Raw genomic sequence first — 23,357 nt, forward strand, 5'->3', positions numbered from 1 at the left:
GTGGACGTCCGAGATGGGCAGGCGCCGGCGAGGGACGGCCGGAACGCCCCGGATGCGGAGCGTGCCGCCGCCACGGCCCGCGCCCGCACCGTCCTGGCCGGGTTGAGCCTGGGCTGCCTCGCCGTCGGACTGCTCGCCGCGGGCCTGGGCGCCGATCTGGTCCGGGCGTCCGCGCTGGGTGTCTTCTGCGTGGCCGGAGTCGGGTCGGCACCGTGGCAGCTGGAGCGCACGATGGGCCTGCCCGCCCGGCTGGCGGTGACGGTGCTGACCGGGGTTGCGGTGTTCGTCCTCGGCGCATCGGCCATGATGACGGCCGGTGCCTGGTATCCCCGCGTCGCGTTCGCCTGCCTGCTGGCCGTCTGCGCGCCGCTGCATGCGGTCGGCGGGTGGCGAGCGCTGCGGGAGTGGCGAGCCGCCCCGGTCCCCGGGCGCGCGGCAGCGCTCTCCCCGGCCGTGGTCGCCGCCGCCGGTGCGCTGCTGTCGCTCGGGACCGCCGTGCTGGACCGGCCGCTCGAGCCGGGCATCGGGGGGTTCCCCGCCGCCATCGGTCCCGCCTGGTACGCCGGCCTAGCCCTGCTGCTCGTCGCCTTCGTGGCCGCCCGCGACGGCGACCGGGCGCCCGCGGTGCCGGTCGTGCTGCTCATGCTGGTCCTCACGGTCACCCCGGCGCTGGTGTACGACGGCCCGCGCTCCCAGTCCGCCTTCAAACACGTCGACCTGATCCAGCAGATCCGCACCGCGCACCGGCCGGACTCGATCGTCGAGGTCTACGACGACTGGTCCGGGTTCTTCGCCGCAGTCGCCTGGCTGTGCGACGTCGCGGGCATCCGCGACCCGATGCGCCTGGCCGCCTTCTGGCCGCCCCTGGTCGGCGCCCTCCGGCTCGTCGCGCTGCGCTACCTCGCCGGGCAGTGGCTCACCGGGGCCAGGCAGTGCTGGCTGGCGGCCGCGCTCGTGCTGCTGGTCGACTCGGTCGGCACGGACTACTTCTCGCCGCAGTCGCTCAGCATGGTCCTCGCGCTGGTCACGTTCGGTCTCGCGCTGTCACGCCGCGACGGCCCGGTCCGCCCGGCACTGGTGCTGCTGGCCGGCTGCACCCTGGCCGTGTCGCATCAGCTCACCCCGTACATAGTGGGCGGTGCGCTGGTCATTCTGGTGCTGCTGCGACAGGTCCGTCCATGGTGGCTGCCGGCGCTCGTCCTGGTCCCCGCCGGTGTGTGGTCGGTGGTGCACCGCGCCGCGGTGAGCCGTTTCGTGCACCTCGACCAGCTCGGCCGGCTGCACAACTTCCGGCCGCCCTCCTCGCCCACCGCGCCGGGCCTGCACCGTCTTCCCATCGTCACGGTGACCGTACTCGCCATGCTCCTCGCCGTCGCAGTGCTCGGGCTGCCGGCGCTGCTCGCGCTCCTGCGCCATCGCCGCGAGGTGCGCTATTGGGCGATCGCCGCCTGCCCTGCCGCCGGGGTGGGCCTGGTTGCCCTCAACCCGTACGGGCAGGAAGGCGTCTTCCGCGCGGCGGTCTTCGCGTTCCCGTGGCTCGCCCTGCTCGCGGTGACCCGGATGCCGTGCGCCCCGGGCGTCCGCGAGCGGCTGACCTTGCTGGCGACGCTCGCGGTCCTCACCGGGACGTACGTGGTCGCCGCGTTCGGCCTGGATGCCGGCAACGTCAGCCGCCCCGCCGACGTGGCCGCGTTCGTTCAGGTCCAGCGGGAAGCCCGCGAGCGGCCGGAATCCATGACGTACCTGCTGCAACTGGGGCCTGGCGACCTGCCCGGCCCGGTGCCCACCCGGGCATCGGCCTTCCGCTGGTTCACCGGCCCCGACATCGGCGACGAGTCGCTGGCGCGCCAGCTTCCGGCGGCTCCGCAGGGTGCGGCCCAGGTCCGCCGGACGACCCGCGAGCTGCTGCGGTACTCCCGGGAGCCGCTCGGCGTGGACGGGCTCTACGTGATCTGGTCACCGGCCTCCGCGCACTACGCGCACGAGTACGGAATGTGGTCCCCCGGACGGTTCGCCGCCCTGCGGGACGCCTTCGCCGCGGCGCCGGACTGGGAGACCGGATTCCAGCGCGACGGCACGGTCGTCTTCCGATTCGTCCCTGAGCGCTATCAGGGCGCGTCGTGATCCGGCAACGTCCCGGCGCGTGCGCCTCGCCGGCGCCCGACGACACGGTCGGTGCCACCGTCAGGCGCCTCTTCGGCCGCGACTCGCTCTATCTGCTGGTGTGGGGAACCCAGCTGTTCCTCGCGGCTGCCCTTACGCCGGTGGTGACGCGGGTCCTCGGTACCGCGGAGTTCGGCGAGGTAACCGCTGCCATCGCCGTGATGCAGGTGCTGTTCGCAGTCGCGGGGTTCGGCCTGCAGACGGGGATCCAGCGGTACTACGCCCTGCGCGGTCCGGGCGACGCCGCCCGGTTGCTCACGCTCAGCGTCGTCCTGGCCGCGCTCGTCACCGTCGTCGCGGACCGCACCGGCGACGTGTGGAGCCGCTGGCTCGGGCTGAGCGGCTACTCCGGCACCGTGCGCCTGGCCGTGTGGTGGGCCGGCGCGTCCGCGGTGACCTACTGCGCGCTCGGCCTCCTGCGCAGCCAGGACCGGCTGCTGCTGTTCAGCGCCGCCGGCCTGGCCCAGTCGGTCCTGGCGGAGGTGGCGAGCCTGGTCATGGTCCTCGCGTTGCGCCCCACTCCGCCGATGTTCCTGCTCGGGCGGCTGCTGGGCCAGCTGCTCGCCCTGGCCGTCGCGCTGGTGGGAGCGCGACCCCGGTGGCTCGCGCCGCGCCACTGGGGCCTGGCGCTGTCGGCGCTCGGCTACTCGCTGCCGCTGGTTCCCGCCGAGCTCAGCACGTTCGTGCTCAACACCGCCGACCGGCTGATCGTCGGCGGTGAGATGGGACTGACCGCGGTGGCCCGGTACCAGATCGCCTACAACGTCGGGGGCGTCCCGCTGCTCCTCATCCACGTGCTGAACGTCGCGTGGATGCCGCGCATCTTCGCGCTGGACGGGGCCGCCCACCAGGCCGCGGTGCTCGCCGCGAGCCGCGATGCCCTGTACCGGCTTCTGGAACCGGTGCTCGTGGGGCTGGCCCTGGGGCTGCCCGTCCTGTTGCGGATCTGGGCGCCGGCCCGGTACCAGCCGGACGATCTGCTGCCGGTGGCCGGCGTGGTGCTGATCAGCGTGGTGCCGTTCGGTGCCGGCCTGGCGGTCACCCGGGGTCTGCTGGTCACCGGGCACACCGGTGCGGTGGCCGGTGCCACGGTCGTCGGTGCCGTGGCGAACGTCGCCTGCAACCTGGCGCTGGTGCCCCGCTTCGGGCTGGTCGGCTCGGCCGCGTCGACGTTCGCGTCGTTCCTGGTGCTGCACACCGTCCTGCGGCTGCGGGCCCGCAAGACCGCCCCCCTGCCGGGGCCCGGTGCGGTACGGCTGCTGCGTGTCAGCCTGGCCGCGGCGGCCGCGCTGGCCCTCTGTGCCGCTCCGACCGGTCCCGAGGCCCTGGTCGTACGGATGATCCTGGCAGTCGGCACGCTTGCGTGGTTCGTCCGGCTGGTGCGGCGGCTGAGCGATCCGCAGGTCGCGAGGGCCGGGCATGAGTGACTCGATGGTCCGTCTCGACACGTCGGTCCCGGCGCTGCTGGTGCGCGTCGGCCGGTACCCGTTGCACGCCGGCAGCCTGGGCGTGGTGCGCTCCCTCGGGGTGCTCGGCGTTCCGGTGTACGCCGTCGTCGAGGACCGCCTGACCCCGGTCGGCTGCTCCCGGCTGGCCGCCGGCCGGTTCGTGTGGCCGCACAGCGGCGACGTGGACCCGGCCGAGCTGGTCCGCCGGCTCGTCGAGATCGGGCGGCGCCTCGGCCGGCCGACGGTCGCGGTCGCCACCGACGACGAGGCCGCGCTTCTTCTCGCCCAGCACGCCGACGAGCTGGCCGAACACTTCCTGCTGCCGCGGGTGCCGCCCGCCCTGCCCACCCAGCTCGCCAGCAAGCGGGGCCTGGCCGAGTTGTGCCGCAAGTACGGCGTCCCCACTCCGCGAACGGCTTTCCTCGGCACCCCCGGGCAGCTGGCCGAGGTGGTGGCCGCCTTCACGTTCCCCGTGGTGGTGAAGAACGTCGCGCCGTGGGTGCGGCTGCGTAATCCCGTCGTGGCCGGCACCACGGTCGTGACGAGTCCGGGGGAACTGCTCGACCGCCTCGGCGGCCGGGTGGACCTGTCCGGCGCACTCGTGCAGGAACACATTCCGCACGCCGCCGGCCAGGACTGGTTCGTCCACGCGTACTGTGACGCCGGCTCGGCCCTCGCCGTCGGCTTCACGGGGCAGAAGGCGTACGCGTGGCCACCGGGCCGGGGTGTCACGGCCGACGCCCGGCCGGCGCCCAACCCGGCGCTCATCGCCATGACGGCCGCCTTCTGCCGGGACACCGGCTACCGCGGCATCCTCGACCTCGACTGGCGTTACGACCGCCGCGACGGCCTCCCCAAGCTCCTCGACTTCAACCCCCGCGTCGGCGCGCAGTTCCGCTTCGGGGTGACCGCCGCCGGCGTCGACGTGGTGCGCGCGTTGCACCTGGATCTGACCGGTCGCCCGGTGCCCGCCGGCTCGCAGGATTACACGCGCCGGCTGGTCGTGGAGACCATCTACCTCCCGGCGCGCCTCCTGCACCGGCGGAGCCGGCTGCCGCCGGGTGCGCCGGTGCCGGCCGGGGTCCGTACCCACGGCGCATGGGCGGAAGGGGCGTGGCGCGATCCGGTGCCGCTTGCCGTCATGCTCGTGCGCTTCGCCGGCTCTGCCGGCGCGACGGTAACCCGCGAGATAGCCGCGCTCCTGCGCCGGCTCTGGGCGGTCCTGCTCTGCCGGTTCGCCCGCCGATCGCGCCGACGTCCGTATTTCCGCTGCTGGAGGTGAGCACATGCACGAGACGGATGTTCCCGTCGTGGTGATCGGCGCCGGGCCGTACGGCCTGGCGGTGGCGGCGCATCTGCAGGGCCGCAAGATGCCCGTGCGGGTCTTCGGGGACCCGATGAGCAGCTGGCGGGACCACATGCCACCGGGGATGTTCCTCAAGTCCACTCCGGAGGCGTCGAGCATCGCCGCGCCGGTTCCGGGCTACACCTTGGCCGATTATTGCCGCCGGGCAGGGCGGCTCCCGCTGGGACCGGACGAGCCGGTCCCGATCGGGCTGTTCATCGACTATGGTGAGTGGTTCCGGTGTGAGCTGGTGCCCGGCGTGGAACCGGCCCGGGTGAGCGACCTGCGCCAGGACGGCGACGACTTCCTGATCCGGCTCGACACGGGGGAGCAGGTCAGTACGGGCAACGTGGTGGTAGCCACCGGACTGTCCCGGTTCGCGTACGTGCCCGAACCGCTGGCCGCTCTGGCGGCGTCCGACGCGGCGGTGACACACAGCTGCCGGTACGGCGACCTGGCACGACTCGCGGGCGCCGACGTGGTGGTGGTCGGAGCCGGCCAGTCCGCGCTGGAGACGGCCGTCCTGCTGCACGAACTCGGCTCCCGGGTCCGGGTGGTGGCCCGCCGGCCGGTGGTCTTCGCCGATCCGCCGGACGACCGGCGGGGAAGCCGTTCACGGGCCTGGCGCCGCCCGCCGTCTCCCCTCGGGCCTGGATGGCGGCACGTGGCTGTCAGTTCGCTGCCCGCGTCGTTCCGGTACCTGCCACCGGCGGTCCGGCTGCGCCTGGTCGCCCGGATCCTCGGCCCGAGCGGCGCGTGGTGGTTGCGCGAGCGGTTCGGTCCGGGCATCCCGGTCCTGCAGCGGCACGTGGTCGGTGCCCGGCGCGACGGCGCCGCCGTGAAGCTGACGCTCGCTGACGCGGGAGGTGCCACGAGTACGCTCACCGCCGACCATGTCATCGCTGCCACCGGGTATCGCGTCGATGTCGGCCGGCTCGATTTCCTCGACCCGGCGTTGCGGTCAGCGGTGCGGCGGGTGGGCGGTTTCCCCAGGCTCGGCCCGGCGTTCGAGTCGTCCGTGCCGGGGCTCTCCTTCCCGGGTCTGGCGGCGGCCGCCTCGTTCGGGCCGCTGCAGCGGTTCGTCTGCGGCACCGGGTTCGCCGCCCGCCGCATCGTCGCGGCGCTTGCGGCGCAGACGCCCGCACCCGTCGGGTGAGCGGCGACGCCATGCCGACGTGGGAATCGGGGCCGGCCGCGGTGAGCGTGGTGGTGACCGCGTGCGCCGCCGGTGAGCGGCTGACGGCGCTGCTCGCCGCGATCTGCGCGCAGCGGCCGGCTCCACTGGAGATCCTGATGGTGGACAATCGGCCCGCCACGTCCGGCGTCGCCGAGCTGGTGCGCCGGCTCGACCGCCCCGAGGTGCGCTATGTGCCGCAGCCCCGGAAGGGACTGTCACGGGCCCGCAACGCCGGACTGGCCGCGGCCCGCGCTGCCGTGGTGGCCTTCACCGACGACGACGTCGAACCGGCCGATGACTGGCTCGCGCAGCTTGCCGCGCCCTTCGCGGACCCCTCCGTGGCCTGCGTCACCGGGATGATCGTGCCCGTGCGCGTACGGACACCCGCCGAGCGATGGTTCCAGCAGTTCGGTGGCTACGCGAAGGGCGAGCGGATGCGGCGGTTCACACTGGAGTCCGCCGTCCGCGAGGGGCTGTACCCGTACCGGGCGGGACGCTTCGGCAGCGGCGCCAACCTCGCCTTCCGGCGGGAGACGCTGATCGCCGTGGGCGGGTTCGAGGAGACCCTGGGTGCCGGGACGCGTGCCGGCGGTGGGGAGGATCTCGACATCTTCCTGACGGTGCTCCGCGCCGGGCACACGCTGGTCTACCAGCCGGCTGCCCGGGTGGCGCACCCGTCGCATCCGGAATACCGGCAGCTGCGCCGCCAGCTGTTCGGCTACGGGGTGGGCCTGTCGGCGACGATGACGAAACGGTTCCTCACCTGCGCGCCGGACCGGCGCGCGATGCTGCGCAGCGCGGACGCGGCCGCGCGATACCTGCTCAGCGGGGGCAGCCCCAAGAACCGCGGGCGGGAGGCCGACTATCCCAAGACATTGATCGCCGCCGAACTCGCTGGGGTGCTGCTCGGGCCGCCTGCTTACCTGTGGAGCCGGGCTTCTCGTCCCTGGCGCTGCGTGGCGCTGCGAGCGGACAGGTAGGGCTGTCCCCCAGAAAGCGGTGGCGGGCAGCCTCGTTCCGCCGCGCGGACGGTGACCATAGTTTCGGCGCATGTCGATCTCTCCCCTCGCTGTCGATGCCGAGCGCCGTCCCCGGACCGGGTGGCGGATCGTCGGCTACTTCGTCCTCTGGTTGGCGATGTACGGGGTGGTGCTGCACCTGATCGCCGGGTCGCGGCCCACCGTCGTGAGCAATGTGGCCGCCCACCTCGTCCTGGTCGGGGCGGCGGTCGGCCTGACCGCGGTGTTCCGGCGCTTCGTGGATCGGCGGCCCTGGTCGGACATCGGTCTGGTCCCACCGGACCGGCGGCAGCTGACCTTCGTCGCGGGTGGGTTCGCGGCCGGGACGGCGGTGGTCGGCCTGTGGTTCGCCGTGCAGCTCGCGCTGGGTACGGCGACGGTCACCGGTTTCGAGCCGGCCGAACGCGGCCTGGCCGGAACCGCCGGGGTGCTGGCCGCCGGGCTCCTTTACTACGTGACGAGCGCGACGGTCGAGGAGCTGGCCTTTCGCGGGTACGTCTTCCAGAACCTGCGGGAAGCGCTGTCGGTGGCATGGGCGGTCGGCGTCACCGGCCTGCTGTTCGCCTCCGGGCACTTGCTCGGCGGTTCGGCCGGCCCGGTGCATGCCGCGATCGGTCTGGCCGACTTCGTACTCTTCTCCTGCCTGATGATCCTCACGCGGCTGCGGACCGGTGCACTCTGGACGGCGATCAGCTTCCATGCCGCCTGGAACTGGGCGCAGGACTATGTGTTCGGTGTCGGGGTCGCCGGTGAGGAGGACTACCACAATGCGTTGGTGCACGTCCGGCTCGACGGTCCGGCGCTGCTGGTCGGCGGGCCGCACAATGCGGACACCGATCTGCTCACGATCCTGCTGGAGGCGGCGTTGATCATCGGCTACTGGTGGTGCACCCGCGCTCGCAAGCCGGTCGGTGTCCGCTCGTGAGGCGGATCCGCGCCGAGCTGCTGTACGCGGTGACCGGCTTCCCGTGGGCCGCGGTGAGCCTGGCGGCCGCGGCGGCGATGCTGGTCGTCGGCACCGCCTTGTCGGTCACGCTCGTCGGGTTGCCGGTGCTGGCCTCGGCACTGGTCACCGCTCGGTGGACGGCGCGGGTGGACCGAGCGGCGGCCCGGAGGCTGCTGGGCGTCACCGTGGAGCCGCCCGGTCCGGGCAGACCGGGGCGCGGCCCGGTGGGGTGGACGAGGGAACGGCTGCGTGACCCGGCCGGATGGCGTGCCCTGCTGTACCGCGTCGTGAAGGCGCCGCTCGCCCTCGTGGCGATGCTGGTGAGCGTGATCTTCTGGGGATACGGGCTCGTCGCGCTCACCTACCCGGTGTGGTGGTCGTACGTACCGGCTCAGGTCGACAGCCATGGTCGCGCCCGGCAGGGCATGGGTCTGGCCGGGGACGTCTACCTGGACAGCTGGCCGAGGGCCGTGGCCGTGGCGGGCCTCGGAGTGCTCCTGCTCGCCGCAGCACCGTGGGCGGTCCGCGTGGCGGTCGTACCGGACGTCTGGCTCGTCCGGGGCCTGCTTCGCGGGGGCGGCACGGCGGACCGGATCCGCGACCTGGAGCGGACCCGCGCGCACGCCGTCGAGGACGCCGCCGTACGCCTGCGAGCCATCGAACGCGACCTGCACGACGGCGCCCAGCCGCAGCTCGTCGCCCTGGCGATGCGGCTGGACATGGCCCGTACCATGCTGGCCGACGACAGCTCGGCACCCGACCTGGACCGTGTCGCCGCGCTGATCGACGCGGCACATCGTGGGGCCACCGACGCCATCGGTGATCTGCGTGATCTGGCGCGGGGTATTCATCCGCCGATCCTGGACAACGGTCTGGAGGCCGCCCTGCACACCGTCGCGGCCCGCAGCGTGCTGCCGGTCGAGTTCTCCGTCGCCCTGTCACGCCGGCCATCCGCTGCGGTCGAGACCTGCCTCTACTTCTGCGCCACCGAGCTCGTCAACAATGCCGCCAAGCACAGCGGCGGGCGGCGGGTCACGGTCGACGTGAGCGAACGGTACGGTGCCATCCGCCTGACGGTTCGCGACGACGGTGCCGGCGGCGTCCGCCTCGGTGGTGGAACCGGCCTGGACGGGCTGATCGAGCGGCTGCGCGCGTTCGACGGGCGCCTCGAGGCCGACAGCCCGCCGGGCGGACCGAGCGCTGTCACCGTGGAGGTACCCCGCCTTGACTGACCAGCATCAGCACCCTCGCCTGCGGGTCGTGCTCGCCGAGGACGCCGTCGTGCTCCGCGACGGGCTGGCCGAGCTGCTCGGCGCGTACGGGCACGAGGTCGTGGCCGCGGTGGCCGATGCCGGGGCGTTGCTCGCCGCGGTCGCCGAGTGCCGCCCGGACGTCACCGTGGTGGACATCCGCATGCCGCCCACGCACACCGACGAGGGCCTGCGCGCCGCCGTCGAGCTGCGGCGCGCGTACCCCCGGCTCGGTGTTCTGGTCTTCTCCCAGTACATCGAGGCGCGGTACGCGACCGATCTGCTCGCCGTCCGCTCGGGTGGGGTCGGCTACCTCCTCAAGGAGCGGGTCACCGATGTCAGATCGTTCATGTCCGCGCTGACCCGGGTCGCCGCCGGTGAAACGGTGCTGGACCCGGACGTCGTCGTGCAGCTGGCCGGTGCCAACCGGCGGCGGGAGACGCTCGACCGGCTCACCGCACGCGAGCAGGAGGTGCTCGGCCTGATGGCGGAAGGGCCGCTCGAACACCGCGATCGCCCAGCTGCTCGCCATCAGCGACGGAACGGTGGAGAAGCACATCAGCGCCATCTTCGGGAAGTTCGGGCTGGCCGCGGCCGACACCGATCACCGGCGGGTGCTGGCGGTGCTGCACTACCTCAAGGGCTGAGGGTCAGCGTCACCCGCATCAGGGCCTCGCCGTCCAGGGCGTACTGCGCATGGAGGTCGAAGCCTTCCAGGGTCCACCGGTCCCACGGGCCGTAGTCGCCCAGGAAGCGGTCCCGGTACGGCTCGCCCGAGCTCGCGGGGCGGCCCAATGCCGCCCACAGGGCTGCCCGTCGCGGCATCCGGCCGGCTCCGCCCGGTATCTCACCGCGGTACGGCGAGAATCCGTCGTCGCCGTGGAAGTGGAGGAAGACCGTCGTCACCGTGCCGTTCGGCTCGGCGGCGAGCTCCACGCCGGATTCGCGGGCCAGGTACGAGCGGGACAGGCCGGAGCCGACCGCGGCGCCCGTGCGGGGGAGGAGGCCGTACTCCTGGCAGATGAGCTGGACCCGGACCTCGAGGACGGTACGGCCCAGGAGCAGGGAAAGGTCCGTGCGGTCCGGGGCCGGGGAGGCGTGGAGGGGCTCGTGCGGGCCCGTGTTGCGGGGGCCCGGCTTCGAGCCGTACCGGTCTTCCGGGCGGCACGGTTGCTGGTGCGGGTCTGCGCGGCGCTCCGGAAATCCCATGGTGTCACTCCACAAGGCCGGTCTACCTCTGTCCTTCCCCGGAACGGGGGGTCGTACACGTCCGCGTGATCCTTCCGGTGTCGTTTCCCGGCTGGTCACGGCGGCTTCGCCGCGGCGTCGTGATGATCGCCTGGACTGCTGGGGCAGGCACCCGCGACCGTCGCCGGGCTAGCCCGCGTGGAGGAGATCGTGGCAGACCGCCGACAGGTGCTGCGCATCGGTGCGCTGGCAGCCGGGGCACCCGCGGTGCTCGGCGCGACGGGGGCGCCCGCGGAGGCGGCACCGCACCGGCCCGGCCGGCCGCCTTCGCTGGTCATCGGGCACCGGGGCGCGTCCGGGTACCGGCCGGAGCACACCCTGGCCTCGTACGAGCTGGCCGCGCGGATGGGCGCCGACTACATCGAGCCCGACCTGGTGGCGACCAAGGACCACGTGCTGGTCGCCCGGCACGAGCCGGAGATCGGCGGGACCACCGACGTCGCCTCGCGGCCCGAGTTCGCGTCGCGGCGGCGTACCGTGATCCTCGACGGGGTGTCCGTGACCGGGTGGTTCACCCACGATTTCACCCTGGCCGAGCTGAAGACGCTGCGGGCCACCGAGCGGATCCCGCGGGTACGCCAGCACAACACGCTCTACAACGGCTTGTTCGAGGTGCCGACGTTCGAGGAGGTCCTGCAGCTGCGCGAGCGGCTGTCGCGGGAGCTGGACCGGGAGATCGGCGTCTACCCGGAGACCAAGCACCCGACGTACTTCCGCGGCCTCGGGCTGGAGCTGGAGACGCCCCTGGTGCGGGCGCTGCGCCGGCACCACCTGGACCGGCACGACGCCAAGGCGTTCGTGCAGTCGTTCGAGGCTCACAACCTGGAGAGCCTGCACGACGACTACAAGCTGCGGGCGCCGCTGGTGTTCCTGACCTCGGCGACCGGCGGGCCGTTCGGCGATCCGAAGAGCTACGCCGAGTATCTGACGCCGGCCGGGCTGCGGCAGCTCGCCCGCTACGCCGACGGCATCGGGCCGGACAAGAACCAGATCATCCCGCGCCGCGCCGACGACACGCTCGGCACGCCGACCGCCCTGGTCCGCGACGCACACGCCGCCGGGCTCAAGGTCATGCCGTACACGTTCCGCGCGGAGAACCAGTTTCTGCCGGCCGACTACCGGATCGGCACGGACCCCGCGGCGTACGGGCGGGCGATCGACGAGCAGGTCACGTTCCTGCGTACGGGAATCGACGGGCTTTTCACGGATCAGGCGGACATCGGGGTGCTCGCCCGGCAGCTCGCGTTCGTCCCGGCCTGAGCCGTCACGGCCCGAAGCGGCGGGCGAGCTCGGTGCGGGAGCGCACGCCGAGCCGGACGAAGACGTTGCGCAGGTGATGGTCGACGGTCCGGGGGCTGAGGTGAAGTTGCTCGGCGATCTCCCGGTTGGTGGCTCCGCCGGCCACCAGCCGGGCGATCCGGTCCTGCTGCGCGGTCAGGGCCGGTCCCGGGTCATGCTCCGACGACGGTACGGGTCCACCCGCCGCACGGAGCTCCACAGCGGCCTGCGCCGCCCACGGCCCGGCGCCGAGGATGGTGAACGTCTCGACCGCGTGCCGCAGATGCTCGCGGGCGGCTGCCGGCCGTCGGCGTCGGCGCAGGTCACGGCCGTACAGCAGCTCGGTGTGGGCCCGGGGGAAGTCGGCGTCGCCGCGTCCGTGCTGGCGCAGCGCCTCGCGGAAGTGCTCGTCGGCATCGTCGCCGCCGACGGCGAGCAGCGCACGGCAGCGGGACCGCAGAGCCAACCAGGGCGCGCGGCGGGTGTTGGTGGTCCACCGTTCGAACGGCGCGAGGGCCGTGCCGAGCCGCTCACCGGCGCCCGACGGGGTGCCGTGCGAGGTCGCCTCGACCAGGTGCGGCGCCACTGCGACCTGGAGGACGGCGTTGCCGCGGCCGGAGGGCGCCACCACGATCCGGGCCAGCCGCTCGGCGGCCGCGGCCGGGTGGCCGGCGACGAGGTCCAGCAGGGCCAGCGCCCACTCGCACAGGGCGCGGGCCTGCCCGGGGCCGGTGCTGCTGTCCCGGGCGCCGGCCCGGCGCACCCGCAGCAGGGCGGTCTCCCGGTCGCCGGCCAGCGCCGCCAGCACCGCGAGGATGCCGAAGTGGACCTGGGCGGGGCCCTGGCGGCCGCTCGCCGCGGCGAGCGTGGCTCCCTCGAGGGCGGCTGCGGTGGCGGCCTCGAGGTCACCGGCCGAGAGTCCGGCGAAGGCGGCGACCTCCAGGGCCCGCGGCACGATCATGGTTTCGCTGTTCAGGCGGGCGAGGCGGACTGCCCGGGCGGCGAGCGCGCGGGCCGCCGGGCCGTCGCCCACGAGGATGCCGGCGGTCGCCGCGCGGATCAGCGTGGCTGGATCCTCCATGCGAGTGGCCAACTCCAGCACGTGCCGTAGCCGGTCGAATCCCGTGGTGTAGCCGCCCGCGTACAGGTCGGCGAGGCCGGTCACGTGGTCGAGAGCGACCTGCAGCCGCGGCGTGGGGCATGCCGGGCGCATTGCCAGGACCCGCCGGGCGACCCCGGCGTAGCGGTCGTGGTCACCGGCGCGGTGCAGCGCCTCCCCGGCGAGCAGCAGGGCATCGAGGGCGGCGGCGATGTCTTCGCCGGCCAGGTGGTCGGCGGTCGCCAGCAGGTCGTCGAGCGCGCCGGCGTCGCCGGTGCGCAGCTGCATCTCGTCTGCCAGGCACCGGGCACGGGCGTAGGCCCTCGGTGCGTGGGCCACCTGCCGCAGCAGCGCCCCGGCCTCGTAGGCTCGCCCTGCACGCCAGGCCCGGCCGGCCGCACCGATGACCGCGTCGGTCGCCACGTCGGGGCTCGTCGTCAGCCGGGCGGCATGGCGCAGGGCCGTCGCGGCACGTCCGGGCGGCGCATGGTCCGCCGCCGCGAGCAGCTCACGGGCCAGCACGTCGTCGGGGCCGTCGGCGGCAGCCGCGCGGTGCAGCAGCGCGTACGGATGGTTCGTCGCCCCGAGCCGCGCGTGGGCTTGCCTCCGCAGGTGCAGCGGCGTGTCGTAGTAGACGACGGTACGCAAGATCGCCGGCACGAAGCGGACCTCGTCGGCGGTGACCTGGACCAGCCCGGCCTCCTCGGCGGCGCTGAGATTCCCGGCCGGATGGTCGGGCTCGGCGGCGGCGAGCAGCAACGCGGCCCGCGTCGGTGCGGGCAGTGCTGCCAGCGCCGCACGGTAGCGACGACCCAGGGCGCTCTCCCGGGGGAGCGTCACCGGTGGCGGTGCGTCGCCCCGGATCTGCTGCGAGGTCAGCGCCGCGGCGAGCTCCGTGAGGGCGGCCGGGTTGCCCCCGGCCAGGTCGACGAGCGCATCGGCGAGGTCCGGAGGAAGGCCCGGCCGGCGGTCGGCGAGCACGTCCCGGCTCGCTCCCGGATCCAGCGGCGCCGGCGTCCACTCCGGTACGCCCACCGCCCCGTCCCAGGCCACCGGGCCGGGCGCCGACGCCAGCACGGTGACTCCGGGGTGACAGCGGCACGCCTCGCGGACGGCCCGCCAGCTCCCGCCGGGCAGCAGGTGCGCGTCGTCGAGCAGGTACAGGCCGGGAGCGGGCGGCCCACCGACCGGAAGGCCGACCTTGACCGGGCGGTCCGCCTGCGCCGCCACCGCGCCCAGCAGGGTGGTCCGGCCGATTCCCGGCTCTCCGCGGATCAGCAGCAGGCCGGTGGCGCGGAGCAGGACGTCCAGGTCGGCGGACCGGCCGCGCAGCACCACTTCCTGCACTGATGGTGCAGACGTCATGTCGACAAGTGTCAATGCAGTGGCGGGCGGGGGGAAGGCCGGTGATTTCACCGATGTGTCAAAAGTGTTACCGGCTCAGGCTGCAGGGACCCCGATTCCAGGAGGTTCCATGCGCCGGATGTTCACAATCCTGATCGCCGTGGCAGCAGCGCTCTCGGCTGTGCCCGCGGTGCCCGCCGAAGCTGCGGCCCGGACGCCGGTCGTGTTCGTGCACGGCTACTCCGGGAGCGCCTCGAACTGGACGACGGCCATGTCGCAGTTCCGGGCCGCCGGCTACAGCAGCAGCGAGCTGTACGCGTACGAGTACAACTCGTACGGCGACAACGTGGCCAACGCCCGCGGCCTCGCCACCTTCGTCGGCCAGGTTCGCAGCCGCACCGGGGCGGCCCGGGTCGACATCGTGAACCATTCGATGGGCGGCCTCGTCAGTCTCTGGTACGTCAAGCAGCTCGGCGGTGCACAGTACGTCAGCCACCTGGCGTCACTGGCGGGCGCCAACCACGGCACGACGAGCGCCGGCGCCTGCCTGATCTACACCACCTGCCAGCAGATGTACCCGGGCTCCTCGTTCATCGCCACGCTGAGCTCCGGGGACGAGACGCCGGGCAGCACGCGCTACGGCACCTGGTACTCGCCGTGCGACGGCGTCATCTTCCCGTACACCAGCACCGTCCTCAGCGGAGCGGTGAACACCTACGTCGGCTGCGAGACGCACATCGGGTACCTGAGCGACACGTCCATCCTCACCCAGGTCCGCAGCTTCCTCGGCAGCTGAGTCCCACCGGTTCGCCGCCCGCACGCTCGCGAGGGCGTGCGGGCGAGCCGGTACGGTGGCCGGGTGAATCCGAGGCGGGCGTACGACGCGGTGGCGCGGGCGTACGACGAACAGCTGCGGGACGAGTTGCGCCACAAGCCGCTCGACCGGGCGCTGCTGGCGGCCCTCCTGGAGCAGGCGGGCGACGGTACGGTCGCCGACGCCGGATGCGGCCCGGGGCACGTCACCCGCTTCCTCGCCGCGCGCCACCCGGACGTGACCGGCGTGGATCTGTCGCCCGCCATGGTCCGCATCGCCCGCGACCACGCCCCGGCGCTGTCGTTCACCGTGGGTTCGCTGCTGGCGCTGCCCGTCCGGGACGCGGCGTGGGCCGGCGCCGTCGCGATGTACTCGATCATCCATCTCGATCCGCCGGAGCGCCGGACGGCGTTCGGCGAGCTCGCGCGGGCGATCCGGGACGACGGTCCGCTGCTGGTGGCCTTCCACGTCGAGGCCGCCGGCGTCGCGGCCGGGGAGACGACGCACCTGAGTACGTGGTTCGGCTCCGAGGTCGCGGTGGACGTGCATTTCCTCGATCCCGCCGAGGTCACCGCCGACCTGGTCGCGGCCGGGTTCACGATGGCCGCCTCGCTGGTCCGGGAGCCGGTCGGGGCCGGGGAGTTCCCCAGCCGCCGCGCGTACCTGCTGGCGCGCCGTACGAAACGCTGAGTCCCGCCTCAGCCGGCGGAGCAGACGCCGCCGCCGCCGCGTTTGGCGCGGTACATCGCGGCGTCGGCGCCGCGCATCAGCGTCGTCATGTCGTCGGCGTCGGAGGGGAACAGGGCGATGCCGATGCTCGCGCCCACCCCGATCTTCTGACCCTCGATGTCGTACGGCCTGCTCAGCCGGGCGTGGATGCGCCCGGCGATGGCGGCGGCCGACTCGCCGTCGGGGTTGCGGGTGAGCAGGATGGCGAACTCGTCGCCGCCGAGACGGGCGACGACGTCGTGGTCGCGCAGCGCGCCTTGCAGTCGCCGGCCGACGGCCTGCAGCAGGGCGTCGCCGGCGTGGTGGCCGACCGTGTCGTTGACCCGCTTGAACCCGTCCAGGTCGAGCAGCAGCAGCGCGATCCGGTCGCCGGCCGCCATGGCGGCCTCGACCTCCAGCTCGGCGCGCTCCATCAGGTGGGAGCGGTTGGGCAGGCCGGTGAGCGCGTCGTGGTACGCCTGGCGGGTCAGCTCGGCCATGTGCTGCTGTTCGGCCTGGCGCATCCGGGCGCCGTCGACGATGAGCGCGCCCTCCATGGCGACCTGCCGGGCGAGGGTGTGGTCGCGGCCGCTCCAGTTGCGGACGCCGGTGTCGCCGCACATCACCACGCCCACCGGACCGGCCGCCGACATCAAGGGCATGGCCAGGAACGAGCGCAGCTGCATCGTCTCGACGAAGCCGCCCGTACGGACGTCCGTCGTCGTGGTGTCGGAGATCAGCACCGGCCCGTCGATCTTCTGCATGACCTGCCACACCGGCGAGTCCGCGGCCCGCCGGCCGATGAGGTTGCGGCGCAGCGCCTCGCCCATCTCGTCGGTGAGGCCGACGCCGATGGCGTACTGGATCAGCCCGTCGGGGCCGACCAGGTGCACGGCCGCCCGCTCGGTGCGGAACGCCTCGCCGGTGGCCTTGGCGAGCAGCTGGCCGGCGGCCTCCACGGACGTGGCCGTGGCGCCCTCCTCGAACAGCTTGCGGATGGTGGCGGTGGCGTGCGCGGTGTACTGCCGGTGCACCTCGGCGGCGAGCACCTGGAGCGTCGCCGCGACCTGCAGGGCCGTGCCGGCGGCGGTCTCGGGGCGCAGCAGGTCGAGCTCCGTGCCGGCGAGCACCAGGACGCCGACGGTCTGACCGCCGATGCGCAGGCGGATGGCCATGCGGTCACCGATGCGGACCGGGGGAGCGCCGGCCGAGACCCGGAAGACGCGGCCGGCCAGGCGCAGGTCGTCGGCCGCGGCGGGGCCCCGGGTGGCGGCCGGGCGCAGGCTGCCCTCGTCGGGGTCGAGGGTGAACACGGTGGCCGCGGTCATGCCGCAGGCCACGCTCAGCCGCCGGTCGACGATCGAGAGGATGTGCTCGAGCGAGGGGATGTCGCGGGTCATGACCTCGACGAGGTCGGCCAGGAGCTGGGCCTGCTCGTCCAGGACGGGCAGCAGCGTGCCGGTGGCGAGGTCGCCACCCGGCGTACGCACCACGCTGCCCAGGGTCACGGCTCAAGGATCGGCAGCGCGACGACGCGCCTGAGCATCCCGGGGGTGACGTGGTACGCGACACGACGGATTACCGTTTCGGGCGTCGGGATACCGCCAGCCCGGCGTGACGAGAGGGAGTGCGCGATGAGGGTGTGCGTCGTCGGAACCGGCTACGTGGGTCTCACGACCGGGGTCAGCCTGGCGTTTCTCGGCCACGACGTCACCTGCGTCGACCTCGACCAGGCCAAGGTCGACCTGCTCAGCGGGGGCCGCTCGCCGATCTACGAGCCGCACATGGACGCGATGCTGGCCGACTCGGCCGAAAGGCTGAATTTCACCACGGACTACAGCAAGGCGGTGCCGGACGCCGAAGTGGTGTTCATCGCCGTGCAGACGCCCTCGCTACCGGACGGCAACCCGGACCTGACGTACCTGCGATCGGCCGCCGAGAGCGTCGGAGAGCACATCGACGGCGAGTTCACGGTCGTGGTGAACAAGTCCACCGTGCCGATCGGGAGCAGCAACTGGGTCGACTCGATCCTGCGGGAGTCGTTCGAGCGGGCGCACGAGCGGCGCAGTGACGGGGAGTTCTCCGTCGCCTCGAACCCGGAGTTCCTGCGCCAGGGCGCCGCGATCCAGGACACGCTCTACCCCGACCGGGTGGTCGTCGGCTCGGACAATCCCCGCAGCCTCGACGTGCTCAACCGCCTCTACCGCACCATCCTCAACCAGACCTTCACGCCGCCCACCTACCTGCCCCGCCCGGCCGACCTGGGCGCGGTCCCCATGGTCTCCACCGACCTCGCGTCGGCCGAGCTGATCAAGTACGCGGCCAACGCGTTCCTCGCCCTCAAGATCAGCTTTGCGAACGAGATCGGGCAGCTGGCCGGCCGGGTCGGCGCGGACATCAAGCAGGTGACCCGGGGCATCGGCCTGGACACCCGGATCGGGTCGCGATTCCTGCAGTCGGGCATCGGCTGGGGCGGCTCGTGCTTCGGCAAGGACACCGCCGCCCTCATCGCCACCGCGGCCGAGTACCACCACGAGATGCCGATCGTCTCCGCCGCGCGTACGGTCAACCAGCTCCAGCGCCGCCTCGTCGTGGACCGGCTCCTGGACGAGCTGCGGATCCTCAAGGGCCGCCGGATCGGCCTGCTCGGCCTCGCCTTCAAGCCGGACACCGACGACCTGCGCGACGCGCCGGCGCTGGACATCGCCCGCATGCTCGTGGAGCGCGGTGCCCGCATCCGGCTGCACGACCCGGTGGCGGCCGACCGGTTCCGGCGCGAGCAGCCCGCCCTGGTCGAGTACCTGACCGACGACGTCGAGGACGTGTTCGACGACAGCGACGCGGTCGTGCTGGTCACCGAATGGGCGCAGTATCTCGACCTCGACTGGGGCAAACTGGCGTCGCTCATGCGTACCGCGGTCATCCTGGACGGCCGGCACACGCTCGACCGCGAGCGGCTCACCAAGCTGGGCTACCGCTATCTGACCCCCACCGGTCGCTGAATACGCACAAGTTCCTGACAATGGCCTGCCAGCGTGCGGGTCATGCGGATTCTTCCTCGTGCCGCGGCGGCGGCCATGCTGGTTCTGCTCGGCGGTTGCGCGCAGGCGCCGCCGGCGCCCCGTCCGATCGCGTTCGTCGTGGAGGGTGCGGACGGCGTGGCGGTCGCCGAATACGACCTGGGTGACACCGCATACCGCGACCCGGTGACCGGCACGGTCAGCGAGCTCCGTGCCGTCGTGCACCACCCGCGCCGGATCACCGGCCGGCTGCCGCTGATCATCCAGGCGCACGGCTCCTGGTGGGCGTGCGACTCGCAGGACGCCGTGCAGTGGCCGTGCGAGGGCGGCGCCCGGCCGTTCCCCAGCTACCGCGGCTACGACTACCTCGGCACCGCGCTGGCAGTGCGCAATTTCATCGTGGTGTCGATCAGCGTGGACGGTGTCAACCAGACGTCCTTCGACTACGGCGACCGGGCCCGGTTGATCAACGCCCACCTCGCGCTGTGGCGCGAGCTGGCCGACGGAGAGGGTCCCCTGGCCACGATCCTGCAGCCCCTCGCGCGTCACGTCGACGTCGGCGACGTCGGCACGATGGGGCATTCCCGGGGCGGCAAGGGCGTCATGTGGCAGGCCTCCGACAAGCACCGCGGGGAGTGGCCGGCCGGCGTGCGGGTCCGGGCGGTGCTGCCGCTCGCGCCGGTGAAGTTCGACGACCCGCCCGGCGACGTCAGCGACACCCTGGTCACCCGGGTCCCGGTCGCGGTCATGACGGGTACGTGTGACGGCGCCGTCGGCGAGGCGGGGCAGGGGTACCTCGACGACGCGGTGGGGCGTACGAGGGTACCGGCGTACTCGGTGTCGGTGGCGGCCGCGAACCACAACTACTTCAACACCCGGTGGACGCCGCCGGCGCAGTTCGGCGAGGACGACAGCACCTGCCCCGACCGGGAGGTGACGCCCGCGGCGCAGCGGGACGCACTGGTCGCGTACGCGACTGCCTTCTACGAGCGGTACCTGCACGGTGACAAGCGCTACGACCCGGTGCTCACCGGCCGTACGCCGCTGCCCGGGGTCACCTCCACGGCGCGGGTCGTCGCGCCGTCACGGTAGGAGGTCGCGCCACGCCCGGACGAGCCCGGCGTCGACCGGCGCGTCCCAGCGGCCGTCCGGGCGCACCGCGCTGCCGGTGTGGAAGGCGTCGACGCCGGCGGTGAGCAGGCGGCCGAGGTGCTGCGGGCGCAGTCCGCCGCCGGCCAGCACCCGCGGGCTCCGGCCCGCCTCCGACTCCAGCGTGGTGAGCCCGGCGCCGACGTCGCCCGGGCCGCCCGCGGTCAGCACGCAGTCGAGGCCCGGGAGCCCGTCCAGCGCCCGCCACGCGGCGGTGCGGTCGGCGGCGTGGTCGAAGGCCCGATGGAAGGTCCACCGGCATCCGTCGATCACCTTCAGCACCGCCTCGACGGTGGCGACGTCGACCGCGCCGGTGTCGTCCAGGAATCCGAGCACGAACTCGTCCGCGCCGGCCTCGCGCAGGTCCGCCGCGGCCCGGGTGAGAGCGGCCGTGTCGCCGGGGGCGTACCCGTCCTGCCCGCGCAGCATGACCCGGACCGGAAGGCCGGACCTCGTGCTGACCTCGGTGAATGTCCGGGTCGCCGGGGTGAGCCCCTGGCGGCGCATGTCCGCGACGAGCTCGACCCGGTCGGCGCCGCCCTCGCGCGCGGCCACCGCATCGACGGGGGTCAGCGCGATGACTTCCAAGATCGCATCGGGCACGGGAGGCATCGTCCCATACGCGGCTGAATGCCGGTCGCCCCGGCTTGCGCGTCCATGTTGGAAAGTGTCGGACCATCGAAGTTCTTCGCCGTATATCTTGACGTTACCTGAGCATCCTTGTTGAGATGTGTGAACTCATGGGTGGTCCACTGAAGCGCTTCCCGGTGGTTCCGTCGTCCACCGTGGAGCGTCGATCTGCGCTGCCCGCGTCACTTCCGCTCCGAAGGGACCACGCGCGTGAACACAGCCCGGACCCGCCGGCGGCATGGCCTGACAGTGGCCGCCGTCACTCTCCTAGCCGTCGGTGCCGCGGTGCCCGCCGGCGCGGCGCCCGCACCCGCGGGACCCACCTGGCACAAGGGCGTCCCGCCCATCGCCACCCCCTGGACCGCCGCGGTCGGCCCGGACAACGCCCTGCCCGAGTACCCGCGCCCCCAGCTCGTGCGCAGCAAGTGGCAGAACCTCAACGGCGTGTGGGAGTTCGCCAAGGCGGAGGTCGGTCAGGCGGTGCCCGCCGGCCAGGCGCTGGGCGAGCGGGTGCTGGTCCCGTACCCGATCGAGAGCGCGCTTTCCGGCATCCAGCGTCACGAGGACCGGATGTGGTACCGGCGTACCTTCACCGTCCCCTCGTCCTGGAAGGTCGGAAGCGGGCAGCACCTGCTGCTCCACTTCGGCGCCGTGGACTACGACTCGAGGGTGTTCGTCAACGGACGGCAGGTCGCCACGCACCGCGGCGGCTACGACGGTTTCGACGCCGACGTCACCGATGCGCTGACCGGCACCGGCCCGCAGGAGCTCATCGTCTGGGCCGAGGATCTCACCGACGCCACCGGCCAGCCGATCGGCAAGCAGCGCCGGGTCAGCGACCACGGCATCTTCTACCAGGGCAGCTCCGGCATCTGGCGGACCGTCTGGATGGAGCCGGTCGCCGCTTCCAGCATCGCGGACCTCGGTCTCACCCCGGACCTGAAAACCTCGTCGCTCAAGCTCACCGCGAACGCCGTCAACGGCGAGGGCCTGACGGTACGCGCGGTCGCGCGCAGCAACGGCCGGGTGGTGGGCCGGGCTTCCGGTGCCGCCGGTACGCAGCTCAGCGTCGGCGTCCCGGGGCCGCACCTGTGGACGCCGGACGACCCGTACCTCTACGACCTCGAGGTCACGCTGCTCGACGGCAACCGGACCGTCGACACCGTACGGTCCTACTTCGGCATGCGCGAGATCGGCACCGCCAAGGGCGCCGACGGCAAGCTGCGGATCGCGCTCAACGGCAAGATCCTGTTCAACATGGCCACGCTCGACCAGGGCTTCTGGCCGGACGGACTGAACACCGCGCCCACCGACGCGGGCCTGAAGTTCGACCTGCAGCAGCACAAGGCGATGGGCTTCAACGCGGTCCGCAAGCACATCAAGGTCGAGCCCGACCGCTGGTACTACTGGGCCGACAAGCTCGGCCTGATGGTGTGGCAGGACATGCCCGCCGCCAACACCGGCCCGATCCCGCCCGAGTGGCGCGACCAGTTCGAGTCCGAGCTGCACGAGATGGTCCGCGAGCACCGCAGCTGGACCTCGATCATCGCCTGGGTGCCGTTCAACGAGGGCTGGGGCGAGTGGGACCGCGCGGCCACCGGCCGCATCGCCGACGACGTCAAGCGGCAGGACCCGAGCCGGCTGGTCAACGCCCACAGCGGCGTGAACTGCTGCAACTCGCACGGCGACTCCGGCAGGGGCGACGTCGTCGACTTCCACCAGTACCTCGGGCCGGCCTCCCCGTCACCCGACGCGACGCGGGTCTCGATCGACGGGGAACACGGCGGTTTCGGCCTCAAGGTCTCCAACCACATGTGGTTCGGCGACGGGCAGGCCTACGAGATGGAACCCGACTCCGAGACCCTGACGCGCAAGTACGTCGAGAACCAGCGAGCGGTCATCACGTCGGCCCGCAGCTGCGGCATCAGCGCGGCGATCTACACCCAGATCACCGACGTCGAGGGGGAGCTCAACGGCTTCTGGACGTACGACCGCCAGGTGGCCAAGATGGATCTCCGCCAGGTCCGGGACATCAACCGCGAGATCATCGCCAAGGCCAACGGCTCCGCGGACAACCTGCCTCAGCCCCCGCCGGGCACGCCCGGCCTCACGGGGATCGCCTACTACCCGCTGGACGGCACGGCCGGGGACGCCGCCGGTGACCACGACGGCACGCCGGTCGGCGGCCCGGGCTACGTCGCCGGCAAGAACGGCCAGGGCCTCGAGCTCAACGGCTCCTCGCAGTACGTCGACACCGGCGCGCCGATCCTGGACACCTCGTCGGACTACACGGCGTCCGCCTGGGTGAAGCTCGACAAGGCCGACGGCGCGTTCCAGACCGTGGTCAGCCAGGACGGCCCGGCCGTGAGCGATTTCTTCCTGCAGTACTCCGGCGCCGACCAGCGCTTCGCGATGAGCTTCGCGGGCGTACGGGCGCTCGGGCCGGTCAAGCCGGAGGTCGGCCGCTGGTACCACCTGACCGGCGTCCGCGACTCGGTCAAGGGCGAGCTGCGGCTCTACGTCGACGGCGAGCTCGCCGGCCGGACCGGGGCCTGCCTGCCGCAGGCCGGGCCGACCGGCAACACGGTGATCGGCCGCGGCAAGTACAACGGCAACCCCGTCGACTTCCTCGACGGCACGGTCGACCAGGTCCACCTCTACGACCGGGCGCTGTCCGATCAGGAGATCAAGCAGCTGTACGCCTCCGGCACCTGACCGG

17 protein-coding genes and 1 pseudogene are annotated in these 23,357 nt (G+C 73.0%); 14 read left to right on the forward strand and 4 right to left on the reverse strand.

What is annotated here, in order from left to right:
• The 8 genes and pseudogenes from ACIBO8_RS27310 to ACIBO8_RS27345 all read left to right on the forward strand — a co-directional run bounded on the left by ACIBO8_RS27310 (nt 1) and on the right by ACIBO8_RS27345 (nt 9,995).
• A complete protein-coding gene (locus tag ACIBO8_RS27310) occupies nt 1-2,124 on the forward strand; it encodes a hypothetical protein (protein ID WP_396118159.1) in 2,124 nt (707 codons plus the stop codon).
• On the forward strand, nt 2,121-3,590 hold the full coding sequence (locus ACIBO8_RS27315) for a lipopolysaccharide biosynthesis protein (RefSeq protein WP_396118160.1): 1,470 nt from the start codon (nt 2,121-2,123) through the stop codon (nt 3,588-3,590). Before ACIBO8_RS27310 ends, ACIBO8_RS27315 begins: the two co-directional genes overlap by 4 nt.
• Complete coding sequence (locus ACIBO8_RS27320; protein ID WP_396118161.1) at nt 3,583-4,893, forward strand: hypothetical protein; 1,311 nt, start codon at nt 3,583-3,585, stop codon at nt 4,891-4,893. Before ACIBO8_RS27315 ends, ACIBO8_RS27320 begins: the two co-directional genes overlap by 8 nt.
• Nucleotides 4,894-4,897: 4 nt before the next feature.
• Complete coding sequence (locus ACIBO8_RS27325; RefSeq protein ID WP_396118162.1) at nt 4,898-6,112, forward strand: FAD-dependent oxidoreductase; 1,215 nt, start codon at nt 4,898-4,900, stop codon at nt 6,110-6,112.
• An 11-nt stretch (nt 6,113-6,123) separates the two neighbouring features.
• The gene (locus tag ACIBO8_RS27330; RefSeq protein WP_396118163.1) at nt 6,124-7,113 is read left to right on the forward strand and encodes a glycosyltransferase family 2 protein; all 990 of its coding nucleotides are present in this window, start codon (nt 6,124-6,126) and stop codon (nt 7,111-7,113) included.
• A 70-nt stretch (nt 7,114-7,183) separates the two neighbouring features.
• Complete coding sequence (locus ACIBO8_RS27335) at nt 7,184-8,077, forward strand: CPBP family intramembrane glutamic endopeptidase (protein WP_396118164.1); 894 nt, start codon at nt 7,184-7,186, stop codon at nt 8,075-8,077.
• Nucleotides 8,074-9,330 (forward strand): sensor histidine kinase, encoded by a 1,257-nt coding sequence (locus ACIBO8_RS27340; protein ID WP_396118165.1) that lies wholly within the window; start codon nt 8,074-8,076, stop codon nt 9,328-9,330. The genes ACIBO8_RS27335 and ACIBO8_RS27340 overlap by 4 nt, the downstream gene beginning before the upstream one ends.
• Nucleotides 9,331-9,349: 19 nt before the next feature.
• A pseudogene (locus ACIBO8_RS27345) lies at nt 9,350-9,995 on the forward strand (LuxR C-terminal-related transcriptional regulator).
• On the opposite strand, the gene ACIBO8_RS27350 reads toward ACIBO8_RS27345, so the two are convergent.
• Complete coding sequence (locus ACIBO8_RS27350) at nt 9,985-10,557, reverse strand: hypothetical protein (protein ID WP_396118166.1); 573 nt, start codon at nt 10,555-10,557, stop codon at nt 9,985-9,987. The pseudogene ACIBO8_RS27345 and the gene ACIBO8_RS27350 overlap by 11 nt on opposite strands.
• A gap of 189 nt (nt 10,558-10,746) precedes the next feature.
• Here ACIBO8_RS27350 and ACIBO8_RS27355 point away from each other — a divergent pair, with 189 nt between their 5' ends.
• Nucleotides 10,747-11,856: a glycerophosphodiester phosphodiesterase gene (locus tag ACIBO8_RS27355; RefSeq protein WP_396118167.1), complete on the forward strand. Its 1,110-nt coding sequence runs from the start codon at nt 10,747-10,749 to the stop codon at nt 11,854-11,856.
• A gap of 4 nt (nt 11,857-11,860) precedes the next feature.
• Here the strand turns inward: ACIBO8_RS27355 and ACIBO8_RS27360 are convergent, their stop codons facing one another.
• Nucleotides 11,861-14,338, reverse strand: coding sequence for a LuxR C-terminal-related transcriptional regulator (locus tag ACIBO8_RS27360; RefSeq protein WP_396118168.1), 2,478 nt, complete (start codon nt 14,336-14,338; stop codon nt 11,861-11,863).
• A 118-nt stretch (nt 14,339-14,456) separates the two neighbouring features.
• On the opposite strand from ACIBO8_RS27360, the gene ACIBO8_RS27365 reads away from it, so the two are divergent.
• Nucleotides 14,457-15,113: an esterase/lipase family protein gene (locus ACIBO8_RS27365; RefSeq protein ID WP_396118169.1), complete on the forward strand. Its 657-nt coding sequence runs from the start codon at nt 14,457-14,459 to the stop codon at nt 15,111-15,113.
• Nucleotides 15,114-15,176: 63 nt separating this feature from the next.
• Nucleotides 15,177-15,821, forward strand: a complete 645-nt coding sequence (locus tag ACIBO8_RS27370) for a class I SAM-dependent methyltransferase (protein ID WP_396118170.1) — start codon at nt 15,177-15,179, stop codon at nt 15,819-15,821.
• Nucleotides 15,822-15,829: 8 nt separating this feature from the next.
• On the opposite strand, the gene ACIBO8_RS27375 is transcribed toward ACIBO8_RS27370, so the two are convergent.
• The gene (locus ACIBO8_RS27375) at nt 15,830-17,347 is read right to left on the reverse strand and encodes a diguanylate cyclase domain-containing protein (RefSeq protein WP_396118171.1); all 1,518 of its coding nucleotides are present in this window, start codon (nt 17,345-17,347) and stop codon (nt 15,830-15,832) included.
• A gap of 126 nt (nt 17,348-17,473) precedes the next feature.
• Between ACIBO8_RS27375 and ACIBO8_RS27380 the strand changes: the two genes are divergently transcribed.
• Both ACIBO8_RS27380 and ACIBO8_RS27385 read left to right on the forward strand, forming a co-directional pair.
• Nucleotides 17,474-18,841 (forward strand): UDP-glucose dehydrogenase family protein, encoded by a 1,368-nt coding sequence (locus ACIBO8_RS27380; protein WP_396118172.1) that lies wholly within the window; start codon nt 17,474-17,476, stop codon nt 18,839-18,841.
• Nucleotides 18,842-18,883: 42 nt separating this feature from the next.
• Complete coding sequence (locus ACIBO8_RS27385; RefSeq protein WP_396118173.1) at nt 18,884-19,951, forward strand: hypothetical protein; 1,068 nt, start codon at nt 18,884-18,886, stop codon at nt 19,949-19,951.
• Here the strand turns inward: ACIBO8_RS27385 and ACIBO8_RS27390 are convergent.
• Nucleotides 19,943-20,611 carry a copper homeostasis protein CutC gene (locus ACIBO8_RS27390; RefSeq protein WP_396118174.1) on the reverse strand — a complete coding sequence of 223 codons (669 nt, stop codon included), beginning with the start codon at nt 20,609-20,611 and terminating at the stop codon, nt 19,943-19,945. The two genes, ACIBO8_RS27385 and ACIBO8_RS27390, sit on opposite strands and share 9 nt — an antisense overlap.
• Before the next feature lie 237 nt (nt 20,612-20,848).
• Between ACIBO8_RS27390 and ACIBO8_RS27395 the strand changes: the two genes are divergently transcribed.
• Nucleotides 20,849-23,353 carry a LamG-like jellyroll fold domain-containing protein gene (locus tag ACIBO8_RS27395; protein WP_396118175.1) on the forward strand — a complete coding sequence of 835 codons (2,505 nt, stop codon included), beginning with the start codon at nt 20,849-20,851 and terminating at the stop codon, nt 23,351-23,353.
• Nucleotides 23,354-23,357: the final 4 nt, after the last annotated feature.

Origin of the sequence: Actinoplanes sp. NPDC049681, from assembly GCF_044465265.1 — a bacterium.
In the GTDB taxonomy this organism is placed as follows: domain Bacteria; phylum Actinomycetota; class Actinomycetes; order Mycobacteriales; family Micromonosporaceae; genus Actinoplanes.